This window comes from Pseudoalteromonas sp. A41-2 (genome assembly GCF_015767615.1).
GTDB lineage: Bacteria > Pseudomonadota > Gammaproteobacteria > Enterobacterales > Alteromonadaceae > Pseudoalteromonas > Pseudoalteromonas lipolytica.
In genome coordinates this window covers 2919763-2942500 of sequence record NZ_CP065231.1, presented here as the reverse complement: position 1 = coordinate 2942500, position 22738 = coordinate 2919763, and the positions used below count along the sequence as shown (strand labels likewise).

Annotated in this window: 20 protein-coding genes, 2 rRNA genes and 1 pseudogene (1 of these 23 cut by a window edge); 9 read left to right on the top strand and 14 right to left on the bottom strand. The window is 41.9% G+C overall.

The window, feature by feature from the left end:
- From IT970_RS13290 to IT970_RS16050, 3 genes and pseudogenes are all read left to right on the top strand, one after another.
- Positions 1–773 (top strand): 23S ribosomal RNA (locus IT970_RS13290); it begins 2113 nt to the left of the window's first position.
- A 188-nt stretch (positions 774–961) separates the two neighbouring features.
- Positions 962–1076, top strand: a 5S ribosomal RNA gene (gene rrf, locus IT970_RS13285).
- 507 nt (positions 1077–1583) lie between these two features.
- Positions 1584–2499 (top strand): annotated as a pseudogene (locus IT970_RS16050) (IS630 family transposase); the annotation flags it as partial.
- 521 nt (positions 2500–3020) lie between these two features.
- Here the strand turns inward: IT970_RS16050 and IT970_RS13270 are convergent.
- Genes IT970_RS13270 through gpmM form a run of 4 tightly spaced genes read right to left on the bottom strand, consistent with a single transcriptional unit; the run spans position 3021 to position 7825 of the window.
- Positions 3021–3797, bottom strand: coding sequence for a divergent polysaccharide deacetylase family protein (locus IT970_RS13270; RefSeq protein WP_231387285.1), 777 nt, complete (start codon positions 3795–3797; stop codon positions 3021–3023).
- Positions 3798–3832: 35 nt separating this feature from the next.
- Positions 3833–5101, bottom strand: a complete 1269-nt coding sequence (locus IT970_RS13265; protein WP_118844631.1) for a S41 family peptidase — start codon at positions 5099–5101, stop codon at positions 3833–3835.
- Positions 5102–5137: 36 nt separating this feature from the next.
- Complete coding sequence (locus IT970_RS13260) at positions 5138–6277, bottom strand: murein hydrolase activator EnvC family protein (protein ID WP_118844630.1); 1140 nt, start codon at positions 6275–6277, stop codon at positions 5138–5140.
- A 3-nt stretch (positions 6278–6280) separates the two neighbouring features.
- Positions 6281–7825 carry a 2,3-bisphosphoglycerate-independent phosphoglycerate mutase gene (gene gpmM, locus IT970_RS13255; protein WP_036965871.1) on the bottom strand — a complete coding sequence of 515 codons (1545 nt, stop codon included), beginning with the start codon at positions 7823–7825 and terminating at the stop codon, positions 6281–6283.
- A gap of 191 nt (positions 7826–8016) precedes the next feature.
- Here gpmM and IT970_RS13250 point away from each other — a divergent pair, with 191 nt between their 5' ends.
- Genes IT970_RS13250 through gpsA form a run of 4 tightly spaced genes read left to right on the top strand, consistent with a single transcriptional unit; the run spans position 8017 to position 10277 of the window.
- On the top strand, positions 8017–8448 hold the full coding sequence (locus IT970_RS13250) for a rhodanese-like domain-containing protein (protein WP_036965874.1): 432 nt from the start codon (positions 8017–8019) through the stop codon (positions 8446–8448).
- A 31-nt stretch (positions 8449–8479) separates the two neighbouring features.
- On the top strand, positions 8480–8737 hold the full coding sequence (grxC, locus tag IT970_RS13245; RefSeq protein WP_036965877.1) for a glutaredoxin 3: 258 nt from the start codon (positions 8480–8482) through the stop codon (positions 8735–8737).
- Positions 8738–8777: 40 nt separating this feature from the next.
- On the top strand, positions 8778–9266 hold the full coding sequence (gene secB, locus IT970_RS13240) for a protein-export chaperone SecB (RefSeq protein WP_036965880.1): 489 nt from the start codon (positions 8778–8780) through the stop codon (positions 9264–9266).
- A 3-nt stretch (positions 9267–9269) separates the two neighbouring features.
- Positions 9270–10277 carry an NAD(P)H-dependent glycerol-3-phosphate dehydrogenase gene (gene gpsA, locus IT970_RS13235; RefSeq protein ID WP_036965884.1) on the top strand — a complete coding sequence of 336 codons (1008 nt, stop codon included), beginning with the start codon at positions 9270–9272 and terminating at the stop codon, positions 10275–10277.
- A 51-nt stretch (positions 10278–10328) separates the two neighbouring features.
- On the opposite strand, the gene IT970_RS13230 is transcribed toward gpsA, so the two are convergent.
- Together IT970_RS13230 and trmL are read right to left on the bottom strand one after the other, a co-directional pair.
- Entirely contained in the window at positions 10329–12209 is a 1881-nt protein-coding gene (locus tag IT970_RS13230) for a putative bifunctional diguanylate cyclase/phosphodiesterase (protein ID WP_118844629.1), read from the bottom strand.
- Positions 12210–12315: 106 nt separating this feature from the next.
- On the bottom strand, positions 12316–12780 hold the full coding sequence (gene trmL / locus IT970_RS13225) for a tRNA (uridine(34)/cytosine(34)/5-carboxymethylaminomethyluridine(34)-2'-O)-methyltransferase TrmL (protein WP_036965886.1): 465 nt from the start codon (positions 12778–12780) through the stop codon (positions 12316–12318).
- Between the two features lie 193 nt (positions 12781–12973).
- On the opposite strand from trmL, the gene IT970_RS13220 reads away from it, so the two are divergent.
- Positions 12974–13882 carry a cation diffusion facilitator family transporter gene (locus IT970_RS13220; RefSeq protein WP_074988960.1) on the top strand — a complete coding sequence of 303 codons (909 nt, stop codon included), beginning with the start codon at positions 12974–12976 and terminating at the stop codon, positions 13880–13882.
- Here the strand turns inward: IT970_RS13220 and IT970_RS13215 are convergent.
- From IT970_RS13215 to IT970_RS13205, 3 genes are read right to left on the bottom strand one after another with little or no spacing between them, the layout of a single operon-like run.
- Positions 13861–14802 (bottom strand): alpha/beta fold hydrolase, encoded by a 942-nt coding sequence (locus IT970_RS13215; RefSeq protein WP_036965889.1) that lies wholly within the window; start codon positions 14800–14802, stop codon positions 13861–13863. The genes IT970_RS13220 and IT970_RS13215 overlap by 22 nt on opposite strands.
- Positions 14803–16188 (bottom strand): ATP-binding protein, encoded by a 1386-nt coding sequence (locus IT970_RS13210; RefSeq protein ID WP_118844628.1) that lies wholly within the window; start codon positions 16186–16188, stop codon positions 14803–14805.
- Position 16189: 1 nt separating this feature from the next.
- A complete protein-coding gene (locus IT970_RS13205; protein WP_118844627.1) occupies positions 16190–16879 on the bottom strand; it encodes a response regulator in 690 nt (229 codons plus the stop codon).
- 171 nt (positions 16880–17050) lie between these two features.
- Here IT970_RS13205 and IT970_RS13200 point away from each other — a divergent pair, with 171 nt between their 5' ends.
- A complete protein-coding gene (locus IT970_RS13200) occupies positions 17051–17581 on the top strand; it encodes a Spy/CpxP family protein refolding chaperone (RefSeq protein ID WP_118844626.1) in 531 nt (176 codons plus the stop codon).
- Positions 17582–17642: 61 nt separating this feature from the next.
- Here IT970_RS13200 and yacG read toward each other — a convergent pair whose 3' ends face one another.
- The 5 genes from yacG to IT970_RS13175 form a co-directional block, all read right to left on the bottom strand.
- Positions 17643–17876 (bottom strand): DNA gyrase inhibitor YacG, encoded by a 234-nt coding sequence (gene yacG / locus IT970_RS13195; protein WP_036965896.1) that lies wholly within the window; start codon positions 17874–17876, stop codon positions 17643–17645.
- Positions 17877–17943: 67 nt separating this feature from the next.
- On the bottom strand, positions 17944–19620 hold the full coding sequence (gene pilB, locus IT970_RS13190) for a type IV-A pilus assembly ATPase PilB (RefSeq protein ID WP_118844625.1): 1677 nt from the start codon (positions 19618–19620) through the stop codon (positions 17944–17946).
- Positions 19621–19794: 174 nt separating this feature from the next.
- Positions 19795–20391: a dephospho-CoA kinase gene (gene coaE, locus IT970_RS13185; protein WP_118844624.1), complete on the bottom strand. Its 597-nt coding sequence runs from the start codon at positions 20389–20391 to the stop codon at positions 19795–19797.
- A gap of 2 nt (positions 20392–20393) precedes the next feature.
- Positions 20394–21290: a prepilin peptidase gene (locus IT970_RS13180; RefSeq protein ID WP_118844623.1), complete on the bottom strand. Its 897-nt coding sequence runs from the start codon at positions 21288–21290 to the stop codon at positions 20394–20396.
- 179 nt (positions 21291–21469) lie between these two features.
- A complete protein-coding gene (locus IT970_RS13175; protein WP_118844622.1) occupies positions 21470–22696 on the bottom strand; it encodes a type II secretion system F family protein in 1227 nt (408 codons plus the stop codon).
- Positions 22697–22738: the final 42 nt, after the last annotated feature.

Sequence of the window (22738 nt, the reverse complement as noted above, 5' to 3'; positions counted from 1 at the left end):
TGAAGCAGAGACGCTAGTCTTTGTGGAGCCGTCCTTGAAATACCACCCTTGTAGTTTTGATGTTCTAACGTTGGCCCCTAATCGGGGTTACGGACAGTGCCTGGTGGGTAGTTTGACTGGGGCGGTCTCCTCCCAAAGAGTAACGGAGGAGCACGAAGGTTGGCTAAGTACGGTCGGACATCGTACGGTTAGTGTAATGGTAGAAGCCAGCTTAACTGCGAGACAGACACGTCGAGCAGGTACGAAAGTAGGTCATAGTGATCCGGTGGTTCTGAATGGAAGGGCCATCGCTCAACGGATAAAAGGTACTCCGGGGATAACAGGCTGATACCGCCCAAGAGTTCATATCGACGGCGGTGTTTGGCACCTCGATGTCGGCTCATCACATCCTGGGGCTGAAGTCGGTCCCAAGGGTATGGCTGTTCGCCATTTAAAGTGGTACGCGAGCTGGGTTTAGAACGTCGTGAGACAGTTCGGTCCCTATCTGCCGTGGGCGTTTGAGAATTGAGAGGGGTTGCTCCTAGTACGAGAGGACCGGAGTGAACGAACCGCTGGTGTTCGGGTTGTCATGCCAATGGCATTGCCCGGTAGCTACGTTCGGAACTGATAAGCGCTGAAAGCATCTAAGCGCGAAGCAGGCCTCGAGATGAGTTCTCACTAGACTTTTAAAGTCTCTGAAGGGCCGTTGAAGACTACAACGTTGATAGGCAGGATGTGGAAGTGGTGTGAGCCATTAAGCTAACCTGTACTAATTACCCGTGAGGCTTAACCATACAACGCCAAACGCGTTTTATGACAGCGTAACAGACAGAAGTTAGTATACTAAAGTAGATTTTACGATTATCAGATTTCCAGATTTTATGTAGGGTGAACCTCAGCGCTTAATGCGAAATCAGTTCACCTTGCGCAAAGGACTCGTAAGCGCGATGCGCTTTGTCGAGAATCCTTTCCACGCATTTTGCTTGGTGACAATAGCGTTTTGGACCCACCTGACCCCATGCCGAACTCAGTAGTGAAACGAAACAGCGCCGATGATAGTGTGGCATTTGCCATGTGAAAGTAGGACATCGCCAGGCTCCTAATTAGAGAAACCCGATTCCAAAGAGTCGGGTTTTTTGTTGCCTGTAGAAAAATAAAATACCCAACCAAGACCCCTACGACCTATATCTTTGTAAGCATCGTGTGGCATTGACCATGTGAAAGTAGGACATCCTACTGCGTAGCGCACCATGGCTCCTAATTATACCATTCCGCTTAAATATCTGATCTAATATAGGCTATATAAAATCACCGGTTAATAACATTGAACCAAAACATAGCTGAACAGCTTTTAGCGCTTTCACGAAAAGAACCAAATGCACGAAAACGCATACGATTACTCGCAGTGTCATTATTTTATGAGGGGAATAGCAGAACTGATACCAATCCGCAAAAATACTTAATCATTTTGAGTGATCAAACCAGTCGCTACCTGCGTTAAAAATTTCTGATTTAGAACAACTAAATAACTAAATTTTTGCCTTGTTATCAACGCGGTTTTATTGCCTCAAAATAGACCACTTAATTAAGCGGAATGGTATGATATTGCAAAACGTCTTAACATAGCACGAAGTAGTGTTAATAAATGGGTTTCTAGTTACCTAGAACAGGGGCTGTATGGCTTAGACAATAAGCCTATACAAGGGCGTCCATCTAGATTGCAACAGTCACAACTTGAGCAACTGTCTGAATTTATAAAACGCACGAACACAGAACTTCAAGGTGGCCGGCTTACCGGTGAAGACATTGTGCATTACATTAGCACTGAATTTGGTGTTCATTATCACTTAAATCATACTTATAAAATACTCAAGCAGCTTGGCTTTAGTTGGATCACAAGCCGTTCGAAACACCCTAAACACTCATTAAAAAGCCAAGAAGCTTTTAAAAAACTTCCAACTGGAAACGATCCTTCACACACCCGGACACCTTCCACTTGACCGTATCGACGTATGGTTTCAGGACGAAGCACGATTTGGCCAGCAAAATCCGACTACGCGCATTTGGGCTGAAACAGGCACTCGGCCACGGATAGTAAAACAACAGCAGTTTGACTATGGATATTTATTTGGTGCGGTATGTCCTTCCACAGGCCAAACAGAAGCGCTAGTAAGCCCATTCGTCAATAAAGAAGCAATGACGCAGCACCTGAGCCAGATATCACAAGCTACACCAGTTGGCAGACATGCTGTCGTGATAATAGATGGCGCAGGCTGGCACACATACGATACAGCCGCAGAATTTAACAACCTCACGCTAATAAAGCTCCCTCCTTATTCACCAGAGTTAAACCCAATAGAGCAAGTATGGAACTGGATACGACAACACTGTTTATCCAATAGAGTGTTTTCGGGCTATGACGAAATTGTTGATGAAGTTTCAAAAGCATGGAATCACTTTATTTCAATACCGGAGCGAGTGATGAAGATGTGTAATCGGGAATGGATAAAGTTGATTTAATCTTTATGCGGAATGGTATTATAGAAACCCGTTGCAGCAATGCAGCGGGTTTTTTGCGTTCAGGACTAAATCGTCCAGTACCATACTGAGATTGCATACAGAGATAAAAGGCGCATAAGCGCAAGGTGAAGAGATGTAGGAGGTATTTGAGTGCCGAAAGTGTCTGATATGCCCTTCATACATAACCACTGACGTTCACGGCTAAAGCCGTTCCTACGCTTTGTAATCACGATGTTCAATCACGCTTTCCATGTTGTTTAATCATGATGACAAAAATGAAGGGGCTCTAAAATGGGCTACTTCACTTTAGCTAACCAAATTAGCGCGTAGTAGGAGGTACTTTAGTGCCGAAGTATCTCATTATGCCCTTCACACATAACCACTGGCATTCACGGTTAAAGCCCTTACTACGCTTTATAATCACGATGTATCGATCAAAGGTGATGTTGTGCGACCTCTGCGTCTATCATTAATGAAGGAAACTTCGGCATATTTACATCCTATTTGAGTATGTCGCTCTTTCATTCATCATTTGTACGATGCTCAGCTTGCTTTTGCTCTGCTTTAGCTAATTGGATGTATTTGTTTTCAACCAATTGTGAAAGAGGCACAAGCTCAAAACCTTGCTGTTGAAGTTCTGGCAGGGCGTGATGTAAAAACGCGACTGTTTCTGGGTAGGGATGTGCAATAGCAATGGCATAATTAAAATGCGTCGCTTTTAGTTTAAGTTCTTCTAGTTGGTGCTTAAGCTGGCTTTCAGTCACGATATTGTCTAGGAATACATGTCGAGAAACATTGGCAACACCATAAAGATTAGCGACATTTTGTGCTTCACTTTGGCTTGTTGTTCGGCTATCTAAAAAGTATAAGCCTCGTTTTTTAAGGAGTTCCATCGTCCACTTCATAGGCTCTGTTAATTGTGTTAACTCAGAGCCCATGTGATTGTTTACGCCTTTGACTTGTGGCAATGATGCGAGTGCGTGCCCCAGTGTGGTTTGCAGCTGTGTTTTGCTCATTGAGTCTGTTAAAGCACCAGGACCTAAAGCTTTTGTTTTGTCTAGCGCCTGCATGGGGATATGCAAGAGAAGTTCTTTGTTGGTTTTGCTCGCTCTCTCGGCAAAAATTTGTGAGTAAGGTGTATGGGGCAAGATTGAAAAGGTCACTTGCCCTGGTAAATTCAAGATATCAAGATCGCGTTGGTGGTTGCCTATGTCATCTATAACGATGGCTATTTGCTTTGCTTGGCAAAATAGTGGTAAGCAACACAGCGTCAGTAGTAAGCCTTTGCGTAAATTCACTTTTTGTAATTATTATATCCATTGTGTGTGCTTACTTACTGCATAATAATTAACTGCTTTGCAGTAAGTTGCTTTTTATCTTGTTTATCAAGGAGTGAGCTAAAAAGCGACAACCCTTGTATATTTTTTATTATAACGTCTTGGTCAATTTCTGAAAGCATTGTTTGATTTATACTCACATCGGGTGCGATCCCTTTACCATCAATAGATTGCCCAGCAGGTGTATAATAACGTGCTGTGGTAAGTTTGAGAGCTGTATTTCCATTTCCTAGTGGAATCAAAGACTGTACTGAGCCTTTACCAAACGAGGTCTCTCCAACCAAGGTCGCTCTTTGGTTATCCCTCAACGCTGCGGCTAATATTTCTGCTGCAGATGCTGAGTTTTCATTAATTAATACGGCGATTGGCGCGCCAGAAAGAATATCACCGCTATGTGCTTTATAGTATTGATTTGCCTCATTGAAGCGTCCTTTTGTAGAAACAATCGTACCACTATCTAAAAACAGATCTGCAACTTCAATTGCACCTTGTAGTGTTCCTCCAGGATTATCTCGTAAATCAATAATTAACCCTGATAACGGAAAACCATTATTAATTTGCATTTTAGCCACGGTTCGTGCGACATCATGCAATGTATGGTTATTGAAAGCATTAATACTCAATAGCGCAACGCCTGTATCAGCAAGGTAGCTTTGCACGCTTTCTAGGTTTATCTGTTGTCGCTTTATTGAAAAGTTGAGTTCGGTTACTTGCTCTCGTTTTACGGAAACATCAACGGCAGCTTGGCCACTTTCACGAATAAGCCTTGCAACTTCTTCTATGCTTTTATTGACAATCGGTTGTTGATTTATAGCGGTTAGCTCATCATTTACTTGCAGACCAGCTTGCTCAGCAGGGGAGTTTTTAATCGTATTAACAATATATACGCGACCATCGGTAACTTTAACCTCGATGCCAAGCCCAGTGTAACGCCCATTGGTACTACTAAATATGGCATCGAGCTCAGTTTCGTCTAAATATTTAGAATAGGGGTCTAAACGCTCAAATAATGCTTCTACTTGTTGATTCGTTGGCTGAGATTCAAAGCTATTATGAAGTTGAAGATCGTCAACATAGTAAGTATTTATATTAAACAAAATTTCATTGAGTTGCTGGTGATGTAGTGACTTTAAAGATGGTTTAGCAACCCCATTAAATGATTGCATTAATAAGCATAGTAAGGCTAAGAGTAAAATAAGATGTAGCCCAAAGAAACGCTTAGATGGGATGAAATGGATTTTGTCTATGTGATTGATATTTAGCATCAGCTGCTCCTCATAGGGCGCAGCTGATTTAATCAATTAAATACGTCTGCACCATTTTACAGGATTTACTGCGCGTCCTTTGTGGCGTATTTCAAAGTATAGACCAGGATCTGTTTGTCCGCCGCTTTGGCCTACTAATGCAATGACTTCACCTTCTCTGACAAGGTCGCCAACATCACGAAGTAGGGTTTGTGCATGCCCATATAAGCTCATAAACCCATCGCCGTGGTCAATAGCAATAACCCAACCAAAGCCATTGAGCCAGTCAGCATAAACGACCTGACCATTTTGTACGCTTTTGACGTTACTCCCTTCCTTCGCGCCAATTAACACGCCTTTCCAATCGATATTTCCATGTTTGCGTTGGCCAAAACTGTGACGGAGTTTTCCTTTGGTCGGCCAGTTGAGTTTTCCTTTACTGCTTTGTAGTCCGAGAAGTTCAACTTTTTCGCTTCGTTCTTTTTCTAACTCTTCGATGGCGGTAACGAGGGTTTTCTCGTTCTCTTTTAAATAATCAATCGAACTTTTTGTTTCTTTAAGCGCTGATTGTAATTTGTTGAGATTGCGTTTTCGTTGTTCTTGAGCGGCAATTAAAGCTTGCTGGCGTTTTTTCTGCTCGTTGTGTAATTCAACTAAACGAAGTTTTGTTTGTTCTAGTTCCGCCTGATTTTCAGCAATTTTTATTTGCAACGCTTTCAGCTCTTCGAGTTGCTCAATGCGTGCTTTGTTTAAATAGTTATAGTAACTGAGCGTACGTTCAATTTTGGCCGTGTCTTGTTGGTTCAGCAGCATTTTTGAGTAATCATGGCTACCTGCCATATACGCACTTTTTAATTGTGCTGCGAGGAGGGTTTGACGTTTTATTTGCTCTGCTTGAAGTTGCTGAGCTTTGGCCTGTTGTTCGCGCTGTTGTTGTTCGTTTTCTTTGACCGATTGTGCTGCTAGGTTTAATGCCTTAGCATTTTTAGCAATATCGAGTTCGTGAGCACGAAGATCTTTGCGCATATCGGCTATCGACTTGCGTTGACCTTCAAGCTCGGCCTTGGTTTTTTGTAGGGCCGATTGAATATCAGATAAGTCTTTTTTGGTTTGAGCTTCATTAGCAACAACCGAAGTTGCTACTAATGAAGTCAGTATTAAACCAGTTTTGAGTAAGTGGTTAATACGTCTGCTCATCGTTTATTTCAGTGTCATAATTGGAGTGCCAGTCATTTCGCTTGGCTGTTCTAAACCCATTAAGTGCAGCATGGTTGGTGCTACGTCACTGAGTGTTTTTCCATCTTGTGGGGTTGCGTCACGGCCTACATAAATGAATGGCACTGGCTCGCTGGTATGTGCGGTGTGTGCTTGGCCTGTTGCTGGGTTAGCCATTTGCTCAGCATTACCATGATCCGCAGTGATGAGTGCTTCGCCACCGTGCTCTTCAAGTGCGTTTATAACACGGCCAATACAGTGGTCGACTGCTTCACACGCTTTTACAGCGGCTTCAAACACACCTGAGTGACCTACCATATCACCATTAGGGTAGTTACAAATGATTGCGTCGTACTTGCCGCTGGCAATAGCTTCAACGAGCTTATCTGTCAGCATTTCAGAGTTCATCTCAGGTTGTAAATCATAAGTGGCCACTTGCGGAGAAGGAATTAACTCGCGTGTTTCACCCACAAATTCGTCTTCTCTACCACCACTGAAGAAGAATGTGACATGTGCATATTTTTCTGTTTCAGAAATACGTAGTTGTGTTTTGCCTTGCTTTTCTAACCATTCCCCAAACACATTGGTTAGTGGCTCTGGTGCAAAGGCGACAGGGGCTTTAATATCTGCGGCGTATTCCGTCATCATTACAAAGCCGCTCAGTGCTGGAGATTTCTTTTTCTCAAAACCACTAAAATCAGCATCAACAAATGCGCGCGTCATTTCGCGTGCTCTATCGGCCCTGAAGTTGGCGAAAATAACGGTATCGCCATCATTAATTTCAGCCGCCGTTTGTCCCTCAGGTACGAGGGTTGTTGCCGCTACAAATTCATCATTTTCATCACGTTCGTACGCTGCTTCAAGTGCGGTTACGCCGTCTGTGTAGGTGTGCTGCGCGATACCACTTACCATTACATCGTAGGCAAGCTCAACACGGTTCCAGCGATTATCGCGGTCCATTGCATAGTAACGGCCAACAAGGCTGGCTAAGCGGCCACAACCTAGTTTTTCAAATAAAGCTTCGATGCGCTCAATAGACGCTTTAGCGCTGCGAGGTGGGGTGTCACGACCGTCTAAGAAACCATGAAAGTAGACGTTTTTTGCGCCACGCTCTGCAGCTAATTCAATGGTCGCTACAATGTGGTCTTCGTGACTGTGTACACCACCTGGGCTTAATAAACCCATAATATGCACTGCTTTTTCTGCCTTAACGGCTTTGTCTATGTTATCAACTAATGCAGGGTTACTCGCGAACTCTCCATCTTCGATTGCTTTCGTGATGCGAGTGAAATCTTGATAAACAATGCGACCTGCGCCTAAGTTTACGTGACCTACTTCAGAGTTACCCATTTGTCCTGCAGGTAGACCTACATCAAGTCCCGAACCTGAAATTAAGGTATGCGGACGTGTTGCCCACAGGTTATCGAGTACGGGTGTATTAGCAGCGAGTATTGCGTTACTTTCTGTGTCTTCACGGTATCCCCAACCGTCTAAGATCATTAATACCAATGGTTTTTTATGCTCTGTCATTATAGCTCCTGAAGATTGGCACTTATATATCACTAGCATACCGTGTTTTAAGGTTTTGATCAGCTATCAATATGTCATATTAAAATATTTCACGCCCTAGCATTTTCGGTTCAAGCACGTATACTTGCGTGGCATATTTTAATAATCCCATGGCTATGCGCTGTGGTACCCAATTTCTTAGTGGAAAACGCATGGATCAATATATTGAATTTATCTCAAATCATCCGGTTTTAAGTATCATCTGGCTGGCATTGGTAGCGATGCTGATCAGCAGTTGGTTTAAAAGTAAATTTTCAGCGATTCGCCAAATTAACCCGCAGCAAGTTACGTTGTTAATTAACCGCGAAGATGGTCAGGTTGTTGATATTCGAGCGCAAAAAGAATTCAACTCAGGTCGTATTGCAGGTGCAACGCACTTAAATCCAGAAAAAGCCAAACAATCTGATTTCTCAAGCCTTGAAAAGTTTAAGAGTAAACCCATTATACTAGTATGTACCACGGGCATGACCGCCTCAGGTATCGCAACGGCTATGCATAAAGCAGGTTTTGAACGTGTTTATGTATTATCTGGTGGTATGGGAGCTTGGCAATCTGCAAGTTTGCCAACAACGACTGGCCGCTAACAACACGTAACAGCCCGATAGAGGAATTATTATGACGAATGTTGTTCTTTACACAAAAGCATACTGTCCATATTGTCAACGCGCTATGGCGTTATTAGATAGTAAAGGTGTAAGTTACACAAACATTGATATTGGTGTGCAGCCTGAGCGTCGTGAAGAAATGATCGATAAAGCTAACGGTGGATATACCGTGCCACAAATCTTTATTAATGATGAGCATATCGGCGGTTGTGACGACATGATGGCAATTGAAGCGCAAGGCCTTTTAGACGCAAAGCTTAACGCTTAATAAATTTAATTATAAAAACGAATACAAGTTAGGAATTACAATGAACGAAGAAAACCAAAACGCAGCAGCAGAACAACAAGCAGGCGCTCAATTCACTATTCAACGCATCTACACGAAAGATGTTTCATTTGAAACGCCAAACTCACCAGCTATCTTTCAAAAAGAGTGGACTCCAGAAGTTAAACTTGATTTAGACACACGTTCTAACAAGTTAGAAGAAGGTGTTTTTGAAGTTATTCTTGCGCTGACAGTGACAGCAACAATTGGTGAAGAAACGGCATTCCTTTGTGAAATTCAGCAAGCTGGTATTTTCACGATTGCGGAAGTAGAAGAAATTCAATTAGCTCATATGCTAGGTGCTTTCTGCCCGAATGTACTTTTCCCATATGCGCGTGAAGCGGTGTCTAACCTTGTTAACCGTGGTACTTTCCCACAGTTAAATTTAGCACCTGTGAATTTTGATGCACTGTTTGCTCAATACATGCAACAGCGTGCAGCGCAAGATCAACAGGTTACTGCAGACGCATAAGTTATGACTACAGCACAGTCAGCTGTTACAGTTTTAGGGGCGGGGTCTTATGGCACCGCCCTTGCTATTTGTTTCGCCAGAAATGGTCACCCCGTTACTTTGTGGGGGCGAAATAGCGATGACGTTGCCACGCTTGCAGCTGAGCGAAAGAACCAACGTTATCTTCCCGATGTCAGTTTTCCTGAAACGCTTCAATTAGAAGCCGATTTAGAAACCGCTGTAAAAGCAAGCCAAATAGTGCTGGTTGTCGTGCCTAGCCATGCTTTTGGGGCAACGCTTCAACAAATTAAGCCTTGGCTGAATGATGATGCAGAAGTGGCGTGGGCAACGAAAGGTTTAGAACCTAATACAGGGCGTTTATTACAAGAAGTGGCGGTGCAAGAGCTTGGGGATGATATTCCTCTTGCTGTGTTGTCTGGTCCGACGTTTGCGAAAGAAATGGCGATGGGCTTACCAACCGCTATTTCGGTCTCTGCCACATCGACAGAGTTTGCCAAACAACTTGCTGAGTTATTGCATTGCGGACGCTCATTTAGGGTGTATAACAATAATGATTTTATTGGTATACAACTGGGTGGAGCCGTAAAAAATGTCATTGCTATCGGCGCGGGGATGTCGGATGGCTTTGGTTTTGGTGCGAATGCTCGTACAGCGCTTATTACCCGAGGCTTAGCTGAGCTTTGCCGTTTAGGTTGTGCACTTGGAGCGCGTTCTGACACCTTTATGGGAATGGCAGGATTAGGTGATTTGATCTTAACCTGTACAGATAACCAATCACGTAACCGTCGATTTGGTTTAGCATTAGGTAAAGGTGAAGGAGTCGAAGCTGCAATTGACTCTATTGGTCAGGTTGTTGAAGGTTATCGAAATACCAAAGAAGTGTATTTACTGGCACAACGAACCGGTATTGAAATGCCCATCACTGAGCAAATTTACAAAGTACTTTATGAAAATAAAGATGTAAAAGAAGCGGCGATGGCTTTACTAGGTCGTGAGCAAAAATCTGAATAGCCACTGCTTGCTGAGTAACTATTTTGAAAGCCTTGTTTGAAACAAGGCTTTTTATTTTACAGATTGTTTATCTACTTCATTTTTATTAATAAAATTGGCTACTTGCTCTGCTTTAAGTGGCTTACAGTAATAATAACCTTGTTGATAATGACACCCCATAATATGGAGCATATACGCTTGCTCTTCGGTTTCAACGCCTTCTGCAACAACATTAATGTCTAGGTATTTAGCCAACCGGACAATGGTGGCGGTGATATTTCTATCTTGCTCATTTTTATCAATATCTTTTACAAACGATTTGTCTATTTTTAATGTGTCGATAGGAAAACGCTTAAGGTAGCTCAGCGAAGAGTGCCCCGTACCAAAGTCATCCAGTGTAATATTGACTCCTAAGGCTTTTATGCGTTTCATTTGCTGCTCTGCAAATTCGGGGTTATTCATCATTGCACTTTCTGTGATTTCTAACTCTAAACAACGAGCAGGTACATTATACTTTGTTAAATAATCAACGAGCATTTCGATTAAGCTATTTTGCTGAAAATGCAACGCAGAGATATTAATGGCAACATTGCCAAAAGGCACATCTTGTTTTTGCCAGCTTGCAAGTTGTTGAAGTAATTGCTTCATTAATAATTGGGTAAGGGGGATGATTGCACCATTCTGCTCTGCAAGCGGAATAAATTCATCTGGGTAAATTAGACTGCCATCATCTTGTGGCCAGCGAACGAGTGCTTCAAAGCCATGTAAGCGATTGTGTTGTACATCGTATTTTGGTTGAAAATACAGTACAAATTCATTGTTGGTGATTGCTTTAAAGAGGGCGCTTTCTTTTGTTAGTTCGGTGGGGTCTAACGTGTGGCGTTCTTTATCAAAAAATTGATAGGTGTTTCGGCCCATTTTTTTGGCGTGATTAAGTGCGCTGTTAGCGCTGCGCATTAAGTTTTCACCGTTGTAAGCATTGTCTGGATAGATGGCAATCCCGCAACACGCTGACAGTGAGGTTTCAATACCATCGAGCATGAATGGAGTCTTAAATTGTTGTAGCACTGTATCTGCAGTCTTTTTAGCAAAGAAAATGGTTTTGCCAGCATAGAGATAAGGCGGCACTAAAATAGCAAATTCATCAGCTCCAAGCCGCGCAATAGTAAAGCCAGAATTAAGTGATGAAGTTAAACGACATGCCACTTCTTTTAATAATACATCGCCTAAAGTATGGCCGAGGGAATCATTTATCTTCTTAAAATTGTCGATGTCGATAAACATAATAAGCAGGCTAGGGTATTCGTCATTACAGGCTTTAATCGCTTTTTCGAGCGATTCAATAAAAATGGCTCTATTTGAGAGCCCAGTTACAGAGTCGCGAGTTGTTAGCGTGAGCATGGTGCGTTCGTTATTCTTACGAGCGGTGACATCACTAAAAAGCCCTACATAGTTAACAGCTCGTTTAGTAAATCGCGGTGTTGAGACTTTTGTGATTGATAAATCAAGTGCATAAGGCTGACCATCCTTGCGCAAGTTCCAGATTTCACCAGACCAATATCCGTCTTGTGCGAGCTCTTGTTGGATCAATGTTTCGAGTTGTCGATCGCGGCCATCTTGTGTGAGTGCTTTAAATTTTTTCCCTATAACATCCCCTCTTTTGTAGCCTGTTATTTCGCTGAAGGCATTGTTGATGTCTAGTATTCTAAATTGTTCATCGCAAACCCATATCGCATCTTTCGATTGTGATAAAAGAGCATCAATTAACATCATTTTTTGATTCTTCTGGTAATAAATAACCGCAATGAACAGTGCAATAATGACAAGTAAAATGAGAAAGAACAGCGGGGTTGGGTTGTGTGGTTGCGCTAAATTAAGGTCAGCTGTTGTTGCAGCGCCCACAGAATGCTGCAACAGTAAAATGAGACTGTATACCAGAGTTAAAAAGCGCATTAATAATCATCATTTAGAACAAAAAGCCATCTATTTAGATTAGTTCATAAAAAAAGGTCGTGCTAAATAATTACAAGTTATTTATTTAATGCGCATTTTCAATGAGTTATTGACCGTTTACAAAACCAAGCTGACGCCATGATTCATAGACAAAAACGGCGACAGAATTTGATAAATTCATGCTTCTGCTGTCTTTTTGCATCGGAATACGCACACGCTGCTCTTTCGGTAATGACTGAATAAGCTCATCGGGTAGGCCGCGTGTTTCAGGGCCAAATACTAAACAATCGCCAGGTTGATATTGTGCTTGATGATGAAACTGGCTGCCTTTGGTCGTACAGGCATAGACTTTTTTGGGCTTACACTTAGCAAGGTAATCTTCGAATGATGCATGACGTTGTACGTGGCTAAATTCATGATAATCAAGCCCTGCACGCTTTACGCGTTTATCATCCCACTCAAATCCTAATGGTTCAATTAGGTGTAAGGCATAGCCTGTATTGGCACATAAGCGAATGATATTACCTGTATTGGGCGGAATCTCTGGTTGGTATAAAACGATATCAAGCATGTTTGTCTCATTGTTAGCATTATGATCTGCGGCAGATTATACACAACTGCAGCGTGAGGATCTTGCAGGATTTAAGTTTGTTTACCGCCGATAGCTGTGCTTTATTTATTCTAAATAGCGCTATGTAACATGGGGTAAAACCCTCTAATATGATGATATACTAAAACCTTGTAATGTCTGAAGGTAAAATGTTGTGCAACATCGCAGTTATGAGTTTTGGGTAAAAACCGCCAGCATAGTCACCATTGCTATGGTGAGTTTAATGATTGCAGCAAAAAGTTGGGCATGGCTTGCTTCAGGCTCTGCATCGATGTTGGGATCGCTCACCGATTCTTTAATGGATATTACCGCATCTTTAATGAGCTTTTTAGTGTTAGGTTATGCGCTACGCCCTGCTGATGATGACCACCGGTTTGGTCATGGCAAAGCGGAAGCTCTTGCTGGGCTTGCTCAAGCTGCTTTTATCGCTGGTTCTGGCTGTTTTTTAGCGTTTCATGGTGTTGAACGTCTTTTTAACCCTGTGATACTTAAGCATTCCGACTTAGGTATTTGGGTGAGTTTATTTGCTATTGTTTGTACTTTGGTGGTGGTGTTTGTGCAAACCAAGGTTATTAATCATACCGAATCAATTGCAATAAAAGCGGATTCAGTTCACTACAAAGGCGACCTTATTTTAAATTTAGCTGTTTTGCTTGCCATCCTATTGGCAAAGTACGGCATGACGTATGCGGATCCTATTTTTGCTATTGGGGTGGCTGTTTACTTACTATATAACAGTTGGGATATTGCCCGTGATAGTGCCGACCATCTGATGGACAAAGAGCTGCCAGAGGATGAAAAAACAGAAATTTTAACCATCGTTAACAGTCACCAAGATGTCTTTGGGGCCCACGATATCCGCACGCGACAAGGTGGTAAAATTAAGTTTATTCAAATGCACTTGGAACTTGAAGACAGTCTCTCGTTAATTCGTGCCCATCAGGTGGCCGATGAAGTTGAAACAATGATACAAACTCACTTTGCCTGTGAACTGGATATACTGGTGCACTTAGATCCACTTTCGGTGGTTAAAAAGTCTCGTCAGAGTGCCTCAAAAAACTGATATAAGTCACTCAATACTGCCTGCCTGATTTCATCTCGCTCGAAAAATAATTCGTGGCGAGCATCAGGGTAACTTTTTAATTTTGCCTGTGTTTGTTTATGCGCAAGTGCATGTTGCGCCGCATTATCGACAACGGTATCGCGCCCGGCACTGGCGATAAAAAGTGGAATATCTACTTTTCTATCGACCAATGAGGCGATAAATTCAAACGATGCATTGAGCCAGCCATACGTCACACCACCAAGTTGTAAGTCGGGCTCTGCAAGATAAAGCGCTCTAAATTGCTGGTACCTTATCTCACTGCTGGTTAATTCATTAACCGAAAAATCAACGGGCAAGTAGTCTGTTTGACCAAATGCATAACGATGACTTAAGCCTAATTGTGAGGCTATTTTCGCGGCTAGTTTTGCAATTGGTTTTGGTGTGCCTTTGGTATAAATATCAAACATGGGGGCAGATAAAAACGCGCCCGAAAAAGAATGTGTGTAGCGAGACAAGTAATCATAGGCAATTGCACTGCCCATTGAGTGTCCGAGTAATACTCGTTGGCCCTGCCAATGAGCATTGACTACCTGCTCGTTAAAAACGGCAAAGTCATCTGCATAATCAGTGAAACGTGTGACATGGCCTTTATGAGCGTTTTTTAAATGGCGATATGAACGGCCTTGACCTTGGTGATCAACAATAAAAACGGCATAACCATTTTGGTAAAACTCCCACAGTAACTCTTTGTATTTGAATAACGACTCAATTCTGCCACTACTAATAACAATGGCTTTTTTAGCTTGCTCTGGAATGGCAAAGCCATAATACAAGGTACCATGTTCAGTGCTTAAGAAATCTTGTTTTAATTGCTCATTAAAAAATGCATTTATCTGTTTAGCATTTATAGTAAGGTGTGCTTCATCGCTGTAAAACATTTACTCACTCTTTATTGGTAAGCGGATTTTAACGCAGAGTCCGCCATGTTCTTGGTTTTCGAGTGTTAGTGTACCATCATGTGCTGAGATCGCATTCTTTGCAATAGCCAGTCCTAAGCCTGTGCCACCCGAGTTTCTATCACGAGCATGCTCTTGACGGAAAAATGGCTCACACAGTCTAGCTAAGTAGGCTTCTTTAACCCCATTTCCATCATCACAAATGGTGATATAGAGAGCATCAGACTCAGCTAAGCTCAAAGAGATATGATGGTGTGCATATTTAATCGCGTTGCGTAGTACATTTTCGAGTGCACTGGCGATTAAACTCTCGTCGCATGGTATATCTGTGTGTAATTGGCCATTAATCGTCAGCTCTTTGTGACATTGTTTGGCCTCAAAGTGAGCATCATTTAATACATGATCAACAATAACTTGAACCGATTGCTTGCTTAAGGATAAAGCTTGGCTTCGGGCTTCAAGCCTTGATAGTTGCAATACATCGGCAATCATTTTATCAAGCTGGTTTGCTTCTTTTTCTATTCGTTCGAGGTATGTCTGCTGACTATCATCAGCTTGCATTTGTGCCAGGCCTGTTGCCATTTTTAAGCGTGTAAGTGGTGAGCGTAGTTCATGGGAAATATCTGCAAGTAAGCGTTTTTGTGCTGTTATAAGCTGCTCAAGCTGGCTCGCCATTGTATTAAAGTCACGTCCTAACACCCCCAGTTCATCTTCGCGAGCCGTTGAGAAAACTGCTCGTGCGGTTAAGTCACCGTGGGAAAGTTTTTTTGCAGTTTCTTTTAAGCTATTGATAGGGGCAATTAAGTTTCGGCTAAAGAAAAAGCTCAGCATAAGCGAGGCTATTACGGCAATCAATAACTTGAGCCAAGTAGGCATTAACCACAACCCGACAAAAAAAGGCTTTTTACGTTTTTCGTCAATTTCATATAAGTAAAACTTACCTTCGGGTACGTTAATTTCTACAGGACCATACGCTTGGTATTCATCAGTAAAAATAACTTGTGGGCGCATATGCTTTGTAAAATTTAACAAGCTCAAATCAATCTCTTTCGAGACGGGTTCACTGAGCATTTCGACACCATGAACTTCGCCATTTAAATACAGTAACTTATGTTTAGATAAGCGAGGGTGCGATACAATTTCTTGAGTCGGTTTACCATGCTTTGCCACAATACGTTCTATACTTTTCGCGGTGTATTCTAGGTTTTTAAGCATGGGGCCGCGTAACTCATCATTCCCTACATTGCTGGTTAATTGGCTTAAAAAGACTAGCAGAGTAATGGTTGCTATGACTGTAACCCAAAACCATGCAAAGATTTTTAAGAACAAATAATGATGTGGCTTTTTTATCCAACTCGGAAAGGTCATATTATTCACCTTGAATTAGTACGTAACCGCTACCACGCATGGTTTTGATACGCTCGCTATTTATAAACTCAGCAATTTTCTTTCGAATATTACTCACATGCATGTCAATGGAGCGGTCGAAAGGGGCTAGTCGTCTGCCAAGAACTTGCTCACTAATTTGCTCTTTACTGATCACTTCACCGGCATGGCGGACTAGCATGGCCAGTATTTCATACTCAGTTCCCGTTAAACTTAATATATTGCCACTGACAGACGCTTCACGAGTCGCAAAGTTAATGTGAATACTATTGACACTGAGTGAACTTGTTTGCTGGCTCGATAGACTATTAATATGTTCGATACGACGGGTTATTGCTTTAACTCGCGCTAGCAGTTCTCTGTGATTAAATGGCTTTGGTATGTAGTCATCTGCACCAAGCTCTAAACCAAAAATACGGTCAAAGTCTTCCCCTTTGGCTGTGAGCATAATGACAGGCGTGAGTTTATGTTGTCGAAGCTGCTTGAGTACTTCAAAGCCATCTATCGACGGTAGCATGACATCAAGCAAAATTAATTCGTAGTTGTATTTTAAGGCCTGATTTAGGCCTTGTGCGCCATCATGATAACAATCAACTGTAAAGCCTTGTGCTGTTAAATACTCGCTTAACAGCTCGCACAGCCCTGTATCATCGTCGATCATAAGTAATTTCATTGTGGCACCTATTGCACTGTTTCTTTAAGGCTATTCTACTCAGTAAATTGTGTAAAAGTGAATCTTTACACAACCTTTACACTGGTTTGCGTTCCTTTGCATTGAAGTGAGTATAGTGAATCCATCAGTTAAAAATAACGATAGAACCCAACCCAACAAAAGGTAATGACTATGACTATTTCAAATAAGCTTTCTAAATTCGTACTTGTTTGTGGTTTAGCTGCAGCAAGTGTTGGCGCAACATCAGTAATGGCAAAAGGGGATATGCACCGAGGCATGAATCCGCAAGCCGGTTTTTTATTGTCTGAGCGTGGAATTAATAAATTACAACTAACAGAAGCACAGCAAGCCCAACTTAAAGCGATTTTTGCTGAGCAAACAACACAAATGAAGGCTCTTCGTGGTGATAAAGCCAGCATGAAAGACAATAGAATAGCCTACAAAGAGAAAATGGATGCACTATTAGCGACCCACGCATTTGATGAAAATGCAGCACGCGAACTAATTAAAGCCCGCCAAGAAAAAGGTGAGCAATTTGCGTTAATTAAAATGAAATCAGAGCATGCAATCTGGCAAGTTCTTAACGCAGAACAGCGTGAAAGCTATCAAGAAATTAAAAAACAGCTGCGTAAAAAAGGTCACAAAAAGGGGCTACACAGAGTTGATGGTGAGCGTAATAAGGCTGAAAGAACACATAGCTAATATGTTCCGGCGCATTCGTTAAACTAGAAAACGCGGCTAATGAAGCCGCGTTTCTTAATACTTATTCTTTGAAAAATGAATCATCATTCTTAGCGAGCATAGCCTCGATATCTTCAATCATATCTTGGTTAAGTTCGTTTGCACTGGTGATGGGTGAAGAAATCTTGTTATTTTCAAATGACCACTCACCTAGATCGATCAGCTGACAGCGTTTTGAACAAAAAGGGCGATACGGGCTTTGTTCTGACCATTCTACTTTTTCTTTGCAGGTCGGGCAGTTTACAACGGTTGGCATGGTGTGATCTCTATTAAGCAATTTTAGCTGATCTTACTAAAGCTCAGCCTAAGAATCGAGTCGCGAGTTAAAAACTCGTGACCCGATTTATTTCAGCTAGCGAGGTGACACCATCCGCCGCTTTTTTTAATCCCGATAGACGTAAGTTATTAAAACCTGATTTTAAAGAAACCTCAGCAATTTCGAGTGAATTACCCCCACGCATAATAATTTGCGCAATTTCAGGGGTAATTTGCATGACTTCGTAAATACCTACTCGTCCCTTATAGCCATCGGTACAGCTATCACAGCCTTTTGGAGAAAACAGCGTGAGTTTACTCAATGTTGCGGGGTCAAAGCCTTGGCGAATAAGTTCTTCATCGGGCAGTTTTTCTGGGGTTTTACATTTCGGACATAAACGTCTGGCCAGTCGCTGTGCAATGATAAGACTAATTGAACTTGCAACGTTGTATGCCGGAACGCCCATGTTTAACAATCGAGTCAGTGTTTCTGGCGCTGAATTTGTGTGCAGTGTCGATAAGACTAGGTGGCCTGTTTGCGCTGCTTTAATGGAAATTTCAGCTGTTTCTAGATCTCGTATCTCACCGACCATGACGACATCGGGATCTTGACGCAAAAACGCTTTTAACGCGTTGGCGAACGTCATATCTGCTTTTGTGTTAATTTGTACTTGGTTAATGCCTTCAAGGTTGATCTCAACCGGATCTTCCGCAGTACTAATATTGCGCTCAGGTTGGTTCAAAATATTCAAGCCGGTGTAAAGAGATACTGTTTTACCAGAGCCTGTAGGGCCTGTCACTAGTATCATCCCTTGCGGCTGTTCGAGCGCATCCATGTAGAGCTTTTTCTGTTCAGGCTCATAACCCAATACATCGATGCCGAGCATAGCACTTGATGAATCAAGAATACGCATTACAATTTTTTCGCCCCACAGCGTTGGCAGGGTACTGACACGAAAGTCGATACTTTTACGTTCAGTAATTTTTAATTTAATGCGACCATCTTGTGGTTTACGTTTTTCGGCGATATCTAAGCGTGACATAACTTTTATGCGCGCAGATAATCGACTTGCTAGGCTATTCGGTGGGCTTGCCATTTCGTGTAAAATGCCATCAATCCGAAAGCGCACTCGATAACGATGCTCGTATGGCTCGAAGTGTAAATCTGATGCCCCTTTTTTTATTGCATCCATCAAAATCTTATTGATGTAGACAATAATAGGCGCATCGTCTTTGTCTTCATCATTACTTGGCATATCGCGTGGTTTATCGGTGTCGAGATCGCCAAGCTCTTTAAATTCGTCATCCGTTAAATGTAAGCTACCGGCCGCATCGAGCAGCTGCTCTATTTTATTTTCTAGCTGGTTGTAATCAACCACTACAACTTCACAAGACAGACCTGTACTAAATTCAAAGTTTTCAAACGCACCGTAATCAGTAGGGTCCGATGCCGCTATATAGAGCTTACGGCCTTTCTTTATCAGCGGGAGGATATGATGCTCGCGAATGAGCTTTTCTTTTACTAACTCATCAGAAATAAGTGATACATCGAAGTCTTTGATATCAAAATAGGGAACACGGAACAAGTCAGTGCATTGCTCTGCTAATTCATGCGCGTCTATACCGCAGCTCTTAGAAATGAGCTCAGCTGTGGAGTTATATTCTCGTTGCTTTAATTTGACGGTCTCTGCATCAATGCGACCTAATGTGATAAATTTTCTCAGTAACGGTGAGTTAATATTCATTGCGCACCTTAATTTGATCCTTTCTATGCCAAATCTATCAGAAAAAAGCAGGGTATAACATCAGTCTTGTCGATTTAGGCAAAATTGCAAAATAAATTCACCCTTTAACTCAGGTATTTATAATCTGTATTAATGTTTTTGTATTAGATGGATATGTGTTTTTTAGCATATAGTTTAAGCATGAGTTAAATATTTTTGATGCAGCTTTTTCACATCAATCGCAACTTCAGATAGAGCGCGATCATTGTCTAAAATATCATCGGCTTTTAGCTGTTTATCGGCACGAGACATTTGTGATGCAATAATTTTTTTCGCTTGAGCCTCAGAGACATTGTCGCGTGCGCTGGTTCTAGTAATTTGAGTTGTGACGGGGACATCGATGAGCAACGTATGGTTGCACAATTTTTCTAAACCGTTTTCAAATAATAAGGGCGCAACTAAAATTACATAGTCGCTGGTGGCTTGTTGCAGTTGCTTAAGCATGGATTCCCTTATTAACGGGTGTAGTAAAGCATTGAGCCATGCTTTTTCTGTTTCATTATCAAAAATAATGTCTCTAAGCTTCGCGCGGTCAAGCACTCCCTCGCTGGTGAGAATAGTTTTGCCAAAATGCTCAACAATTTTTTTAAGACCTACACTGCCTGGCTCGACGACTTCTCTTGCGACGATGTCGGCATCAACAACCGTGGTCCCTAACTGTTCAAACATCGCACTCACAGCACTTTTGCCAGAGCCAATACCACCCGTTAAGCCTAAAATCCAGTTTGCCATATTTAATGACCTAAATAGCTAAAATAGGTTGTTTGAATTTGCTCACCCCACAATAAGGTTACCCAACCGGCTATCGCAAGGTAGGGGCCAAAGGGAATAGGCGTGGTTTTATCTTTGCCTTGAATAATAATTTGCAGCATACCAATAAGAGCGCCAACGACACTCGAAAGCAGCACGATAGTTAAAATAGCCTGCCAACCAAGTAACGATCCAAATACCGCGAGTAATTTAAAATCGCCATACCCCATGCCTTCTTTTCCAGTAGCAAGTTTAAAGAGCCAATACACACTCCATAAACTTAAATAGCCAATTGCAGCGCCAATAATCGCATCAGAAGGGGCGATTGTGATGTTCATCACGGCTGCAATCAATGCAAGCCAAACAAGCGGTAAGGTAAGTTGGTCAGGCAGCAGCATATGATCAATATCAATGAACGTAAGCGCAATGAGCACCCATGTGATTACAATATAAAGTAAGGCAAGTTCAGATGCGCCAAATACAACTGCAACCGCGAGACTTAAGCTGGCTGTTAGCATTTCAACAATGGGGTAGCGAACAGAAATTGGTGCCTTACAACTTGCACAGCGGCCTTTGAGTATTAACCAGCTGATAACAGGAATGTTCTGCCAAATCTTAATCGGTGCCTTACATTGTGGGCAGGTTGAATTGGGTGTGACTAAATTAAAGGGAGTAGGCTCTTCAGTATGGTTAATTGTTAGCTCATCGGCCAATAACAGACGGCACTCTGATTGCCATTCTTGTTTCATCATCAGTGGTAGCCTGTAAATAACGACATTTAAAAAGCTACCAATACACAGACTTACAAGTCCTACAGTTAACAAATAAAACCACTGTTGAGATTGCATCACGGTGGCTATATCAAGGAAAAAATTTTGCATTAAACTACCTAATTTTTGGCTTTGAGAAACAAGTTTAGGTTTGCGAGCCTGAACGAATTACTTAATGTCTTTTTTATTATTTTAATCAACAGCCATTCAAAATTGTAATCGACTACCTAAGCTGTGATTAGTGAAAGCCTAGACAGCATCAATATATCAACTCAATTTTTATTTATCGATTAAATGACGGAACCTAACTGGAAAATAGGTAAATACATGGCAATAATTAAACCACCGACCAGCACACCAAGTACAGCCATGATCAGCGGCTCTAATAAGCTTGAAAGGCCATCGACTGCGTCATCAACCTCTTGCTCATAAATAGTGGCTACTTTGGCAAGCATGCCATCTAAAGAGCCTGACTCTTCACCAATTGCAACCATTTGGATCACCATATCAGGAAATATTTTAGAGTTCCGCATCGCCCAGTTCATCAAATTACCTGAGCTAACTTCTGCTTTAATTTCTAAAATAGCGTAACGGTACACCGCATTACCTGAGGCTCCCGCGGCTGAATCGAGCGCATCAACCAAGGGTACACCCGCAGCAAAGGTTGTTGAAAGAGTGCGTGCATAGCGAGCTACTGCTGCTTTATTTAAAATCATGCCAATAACAGGTAACTTTAATATAGCTCTGTCGTTGGCATCTCTGAGTTTTTTGCTTTTAAGCAGGGCTTCTTTATAGGCATAGCCAAAAGCAATAACAGCAATCAGCATTATCCACCAATACTCTTGCATAAATTCAGATATACCTATCACCATTAAAGTAAAGGCAGGAAGTTCAGCACCAAAGCCGTTAAAAATATCTTGGAATTGAGGCACCACAAAAATAAGTAAGATTGAGGTAACGATTAAGGCCACAACTAATACCGCAATCGGGTAGAACATTGCTTTTTTGATTTTAGACTTTAATGCTTCGGCTTTTTCTTTATAAAGTGCGACACGGTCGAAAATTTTATCAAGGGCACCCGATTGCTCACCAGACGCAACAAGGTCGCAATATAAATCATCAAAATAGCGGGGGTGTTTGCGTAAAGCTTGCGAGAGTGGCACACCCGCTTTCACTTCGTCACCAATTTCTTCCATCAGCCTAGCAACACTTTTATTCTTAGCACCTGAACCTATCATTTCAATAGATTGAATAAGCGGTACACCTGCCATTAGCATGGTCGCTATTTGGCGTGTAATTAAAGCAATGTCTTTAGGGGTAATTTTTTGAACCCGAGTTCCAAATAAAGGTTTTGCCTTACGTTTTACTTTTGAAGGGGTGATGCCTTGCTTACGCAATTGAGCTTTGACTAAGGCAATGCTTTGCCCTGAAAGCTCTCCTTCTAATTTCTTGCCTCGAGCACTTACACCAACCCATTCAAAAGTATCTAAAGATTGCTTTTCTTGAACTTTACTCATTGTAAATCCATATGTTACTGATTGATGTTTAATATCTTACTT

Bases quoted from the DNA above. Each gene is read 5' to 3' on its own strand.
- IT970_RS13200 (WP_118844626.1), top strand. From the start codon at position 17,051: ATGACTATTTCAAATAAGCTTTCTAAATTCGTACTTGTTTGTGGTTTA.
- IT970_RS13175 (WP_118844622.1), bottom strand. From the start codon at position 22,696: ATGAGTAAAGTTCAAGAAAAGCAATCTTTAGATACTTTTGAATGGGTT.
- grxC (WP_036965877.1), top strand. From the start codon at position 8,480: ATGACGAATGTTGTTCTTTACACAAAAGCATACTGTCCATATTGTCAA.
- IT970_RS13205 (WP_118844627.1), bottom strand. From the start codon at position 16,879: ATGAAATTACTTATGATCGACGATGATACAGGGCTGTGCGAGCTGTTA.
- IT970_RS13250 (WP_036965874.1), top strand. From the start codon at position 8,017: ATGGATCAATATATTGAATTTATCTCAAATCATCCGGTTTTAAGTATC.
- IT970_RS13260 (WP_118844630.1), bottom strand. From the start codon at position 6,277: ATGAGCAGACGTATTAACCACTTACTCAAAACTGGTTTAATACTGACT.
- IT970_RS13265 (WP_118844631.1), bottom strand. From the start codon at position 5,101: ATGCTAAATATCAATCACATAGACAAAATCCATTTCATCCCATCTAAG.
- secB (WP_036965880.1), top strand. From the start codon at position 8,778: ATGAACGAAGAAAACCAAAACGCAGCAGCAGAACAACAAGCAGGCGCT.
- coaE (WP_118844624.1), bottom strand. From the start codon at position 20,391: ATGGCAAACTGGATTTTAGGCTTAACGGGTGGTATTGGCTCTGGCAAA.
- IT970_RS13210 (WP_118844628.1), bottom strand. From the start codon at position 16,188: ATGACCTTTCCGAGTTGGATAAAAAAGCCACATCATTATTTGTTCTTA.
- gpmM (WP_036965871.1), bottom strand. From the start codon at position 7,825: ATGACAGAGCATAAAAAACCATTGGTATTAATGATCTTAGACGGTTGG.
- IT970_RS13230 (WP_118844629.1), bottom strand. From the start codon at position 12,209: ATGCGCTTTTTAACTCTGGTATACAGTCTCATTTTACTGTTGCAGCAT.
- IT970_RS13215 (WP_036965889.1), bottom strand. From the start codon at position 14,802: ATGTTTTACAGCGATGAAGCACACCTTACTATAAATGCTAAACAGATA.
- trmL (WP_036965886.1), bottom strand. From the start codon at position 12,780: ATGCTTGATATCGTTTTATACCAACCAGAGATTCCGCCCAATACAGGT.
- gpsA (WP_036965884.1), top strand. From the start codon at position 9,270: ATGACTACAGCACAGTCAGCTGTTACAGTTTTAGGGGCGGGGTCTTAT.
- pilB (WP_118844625.1), bottom strand. From the start codon at position 19,620: ATGAATATTAACTCACCGTTACTGAGAAAATTTATCACATTAGGTCGC.
- yacG (WP_036965896.1), bottom strand. From the start codon at position 17,876: ATGCCAACCGTTGTAAACTGCCCGACCTGCAAAGAAAAAGTAGAATGG.
- IT970_RS13180 (WP_118844623.1), bottom strand. From the start codon at position 21,290: ATGCAAAATTTTTTCCTTGATATAGCCACCGTGATGCAATCTCAACAG.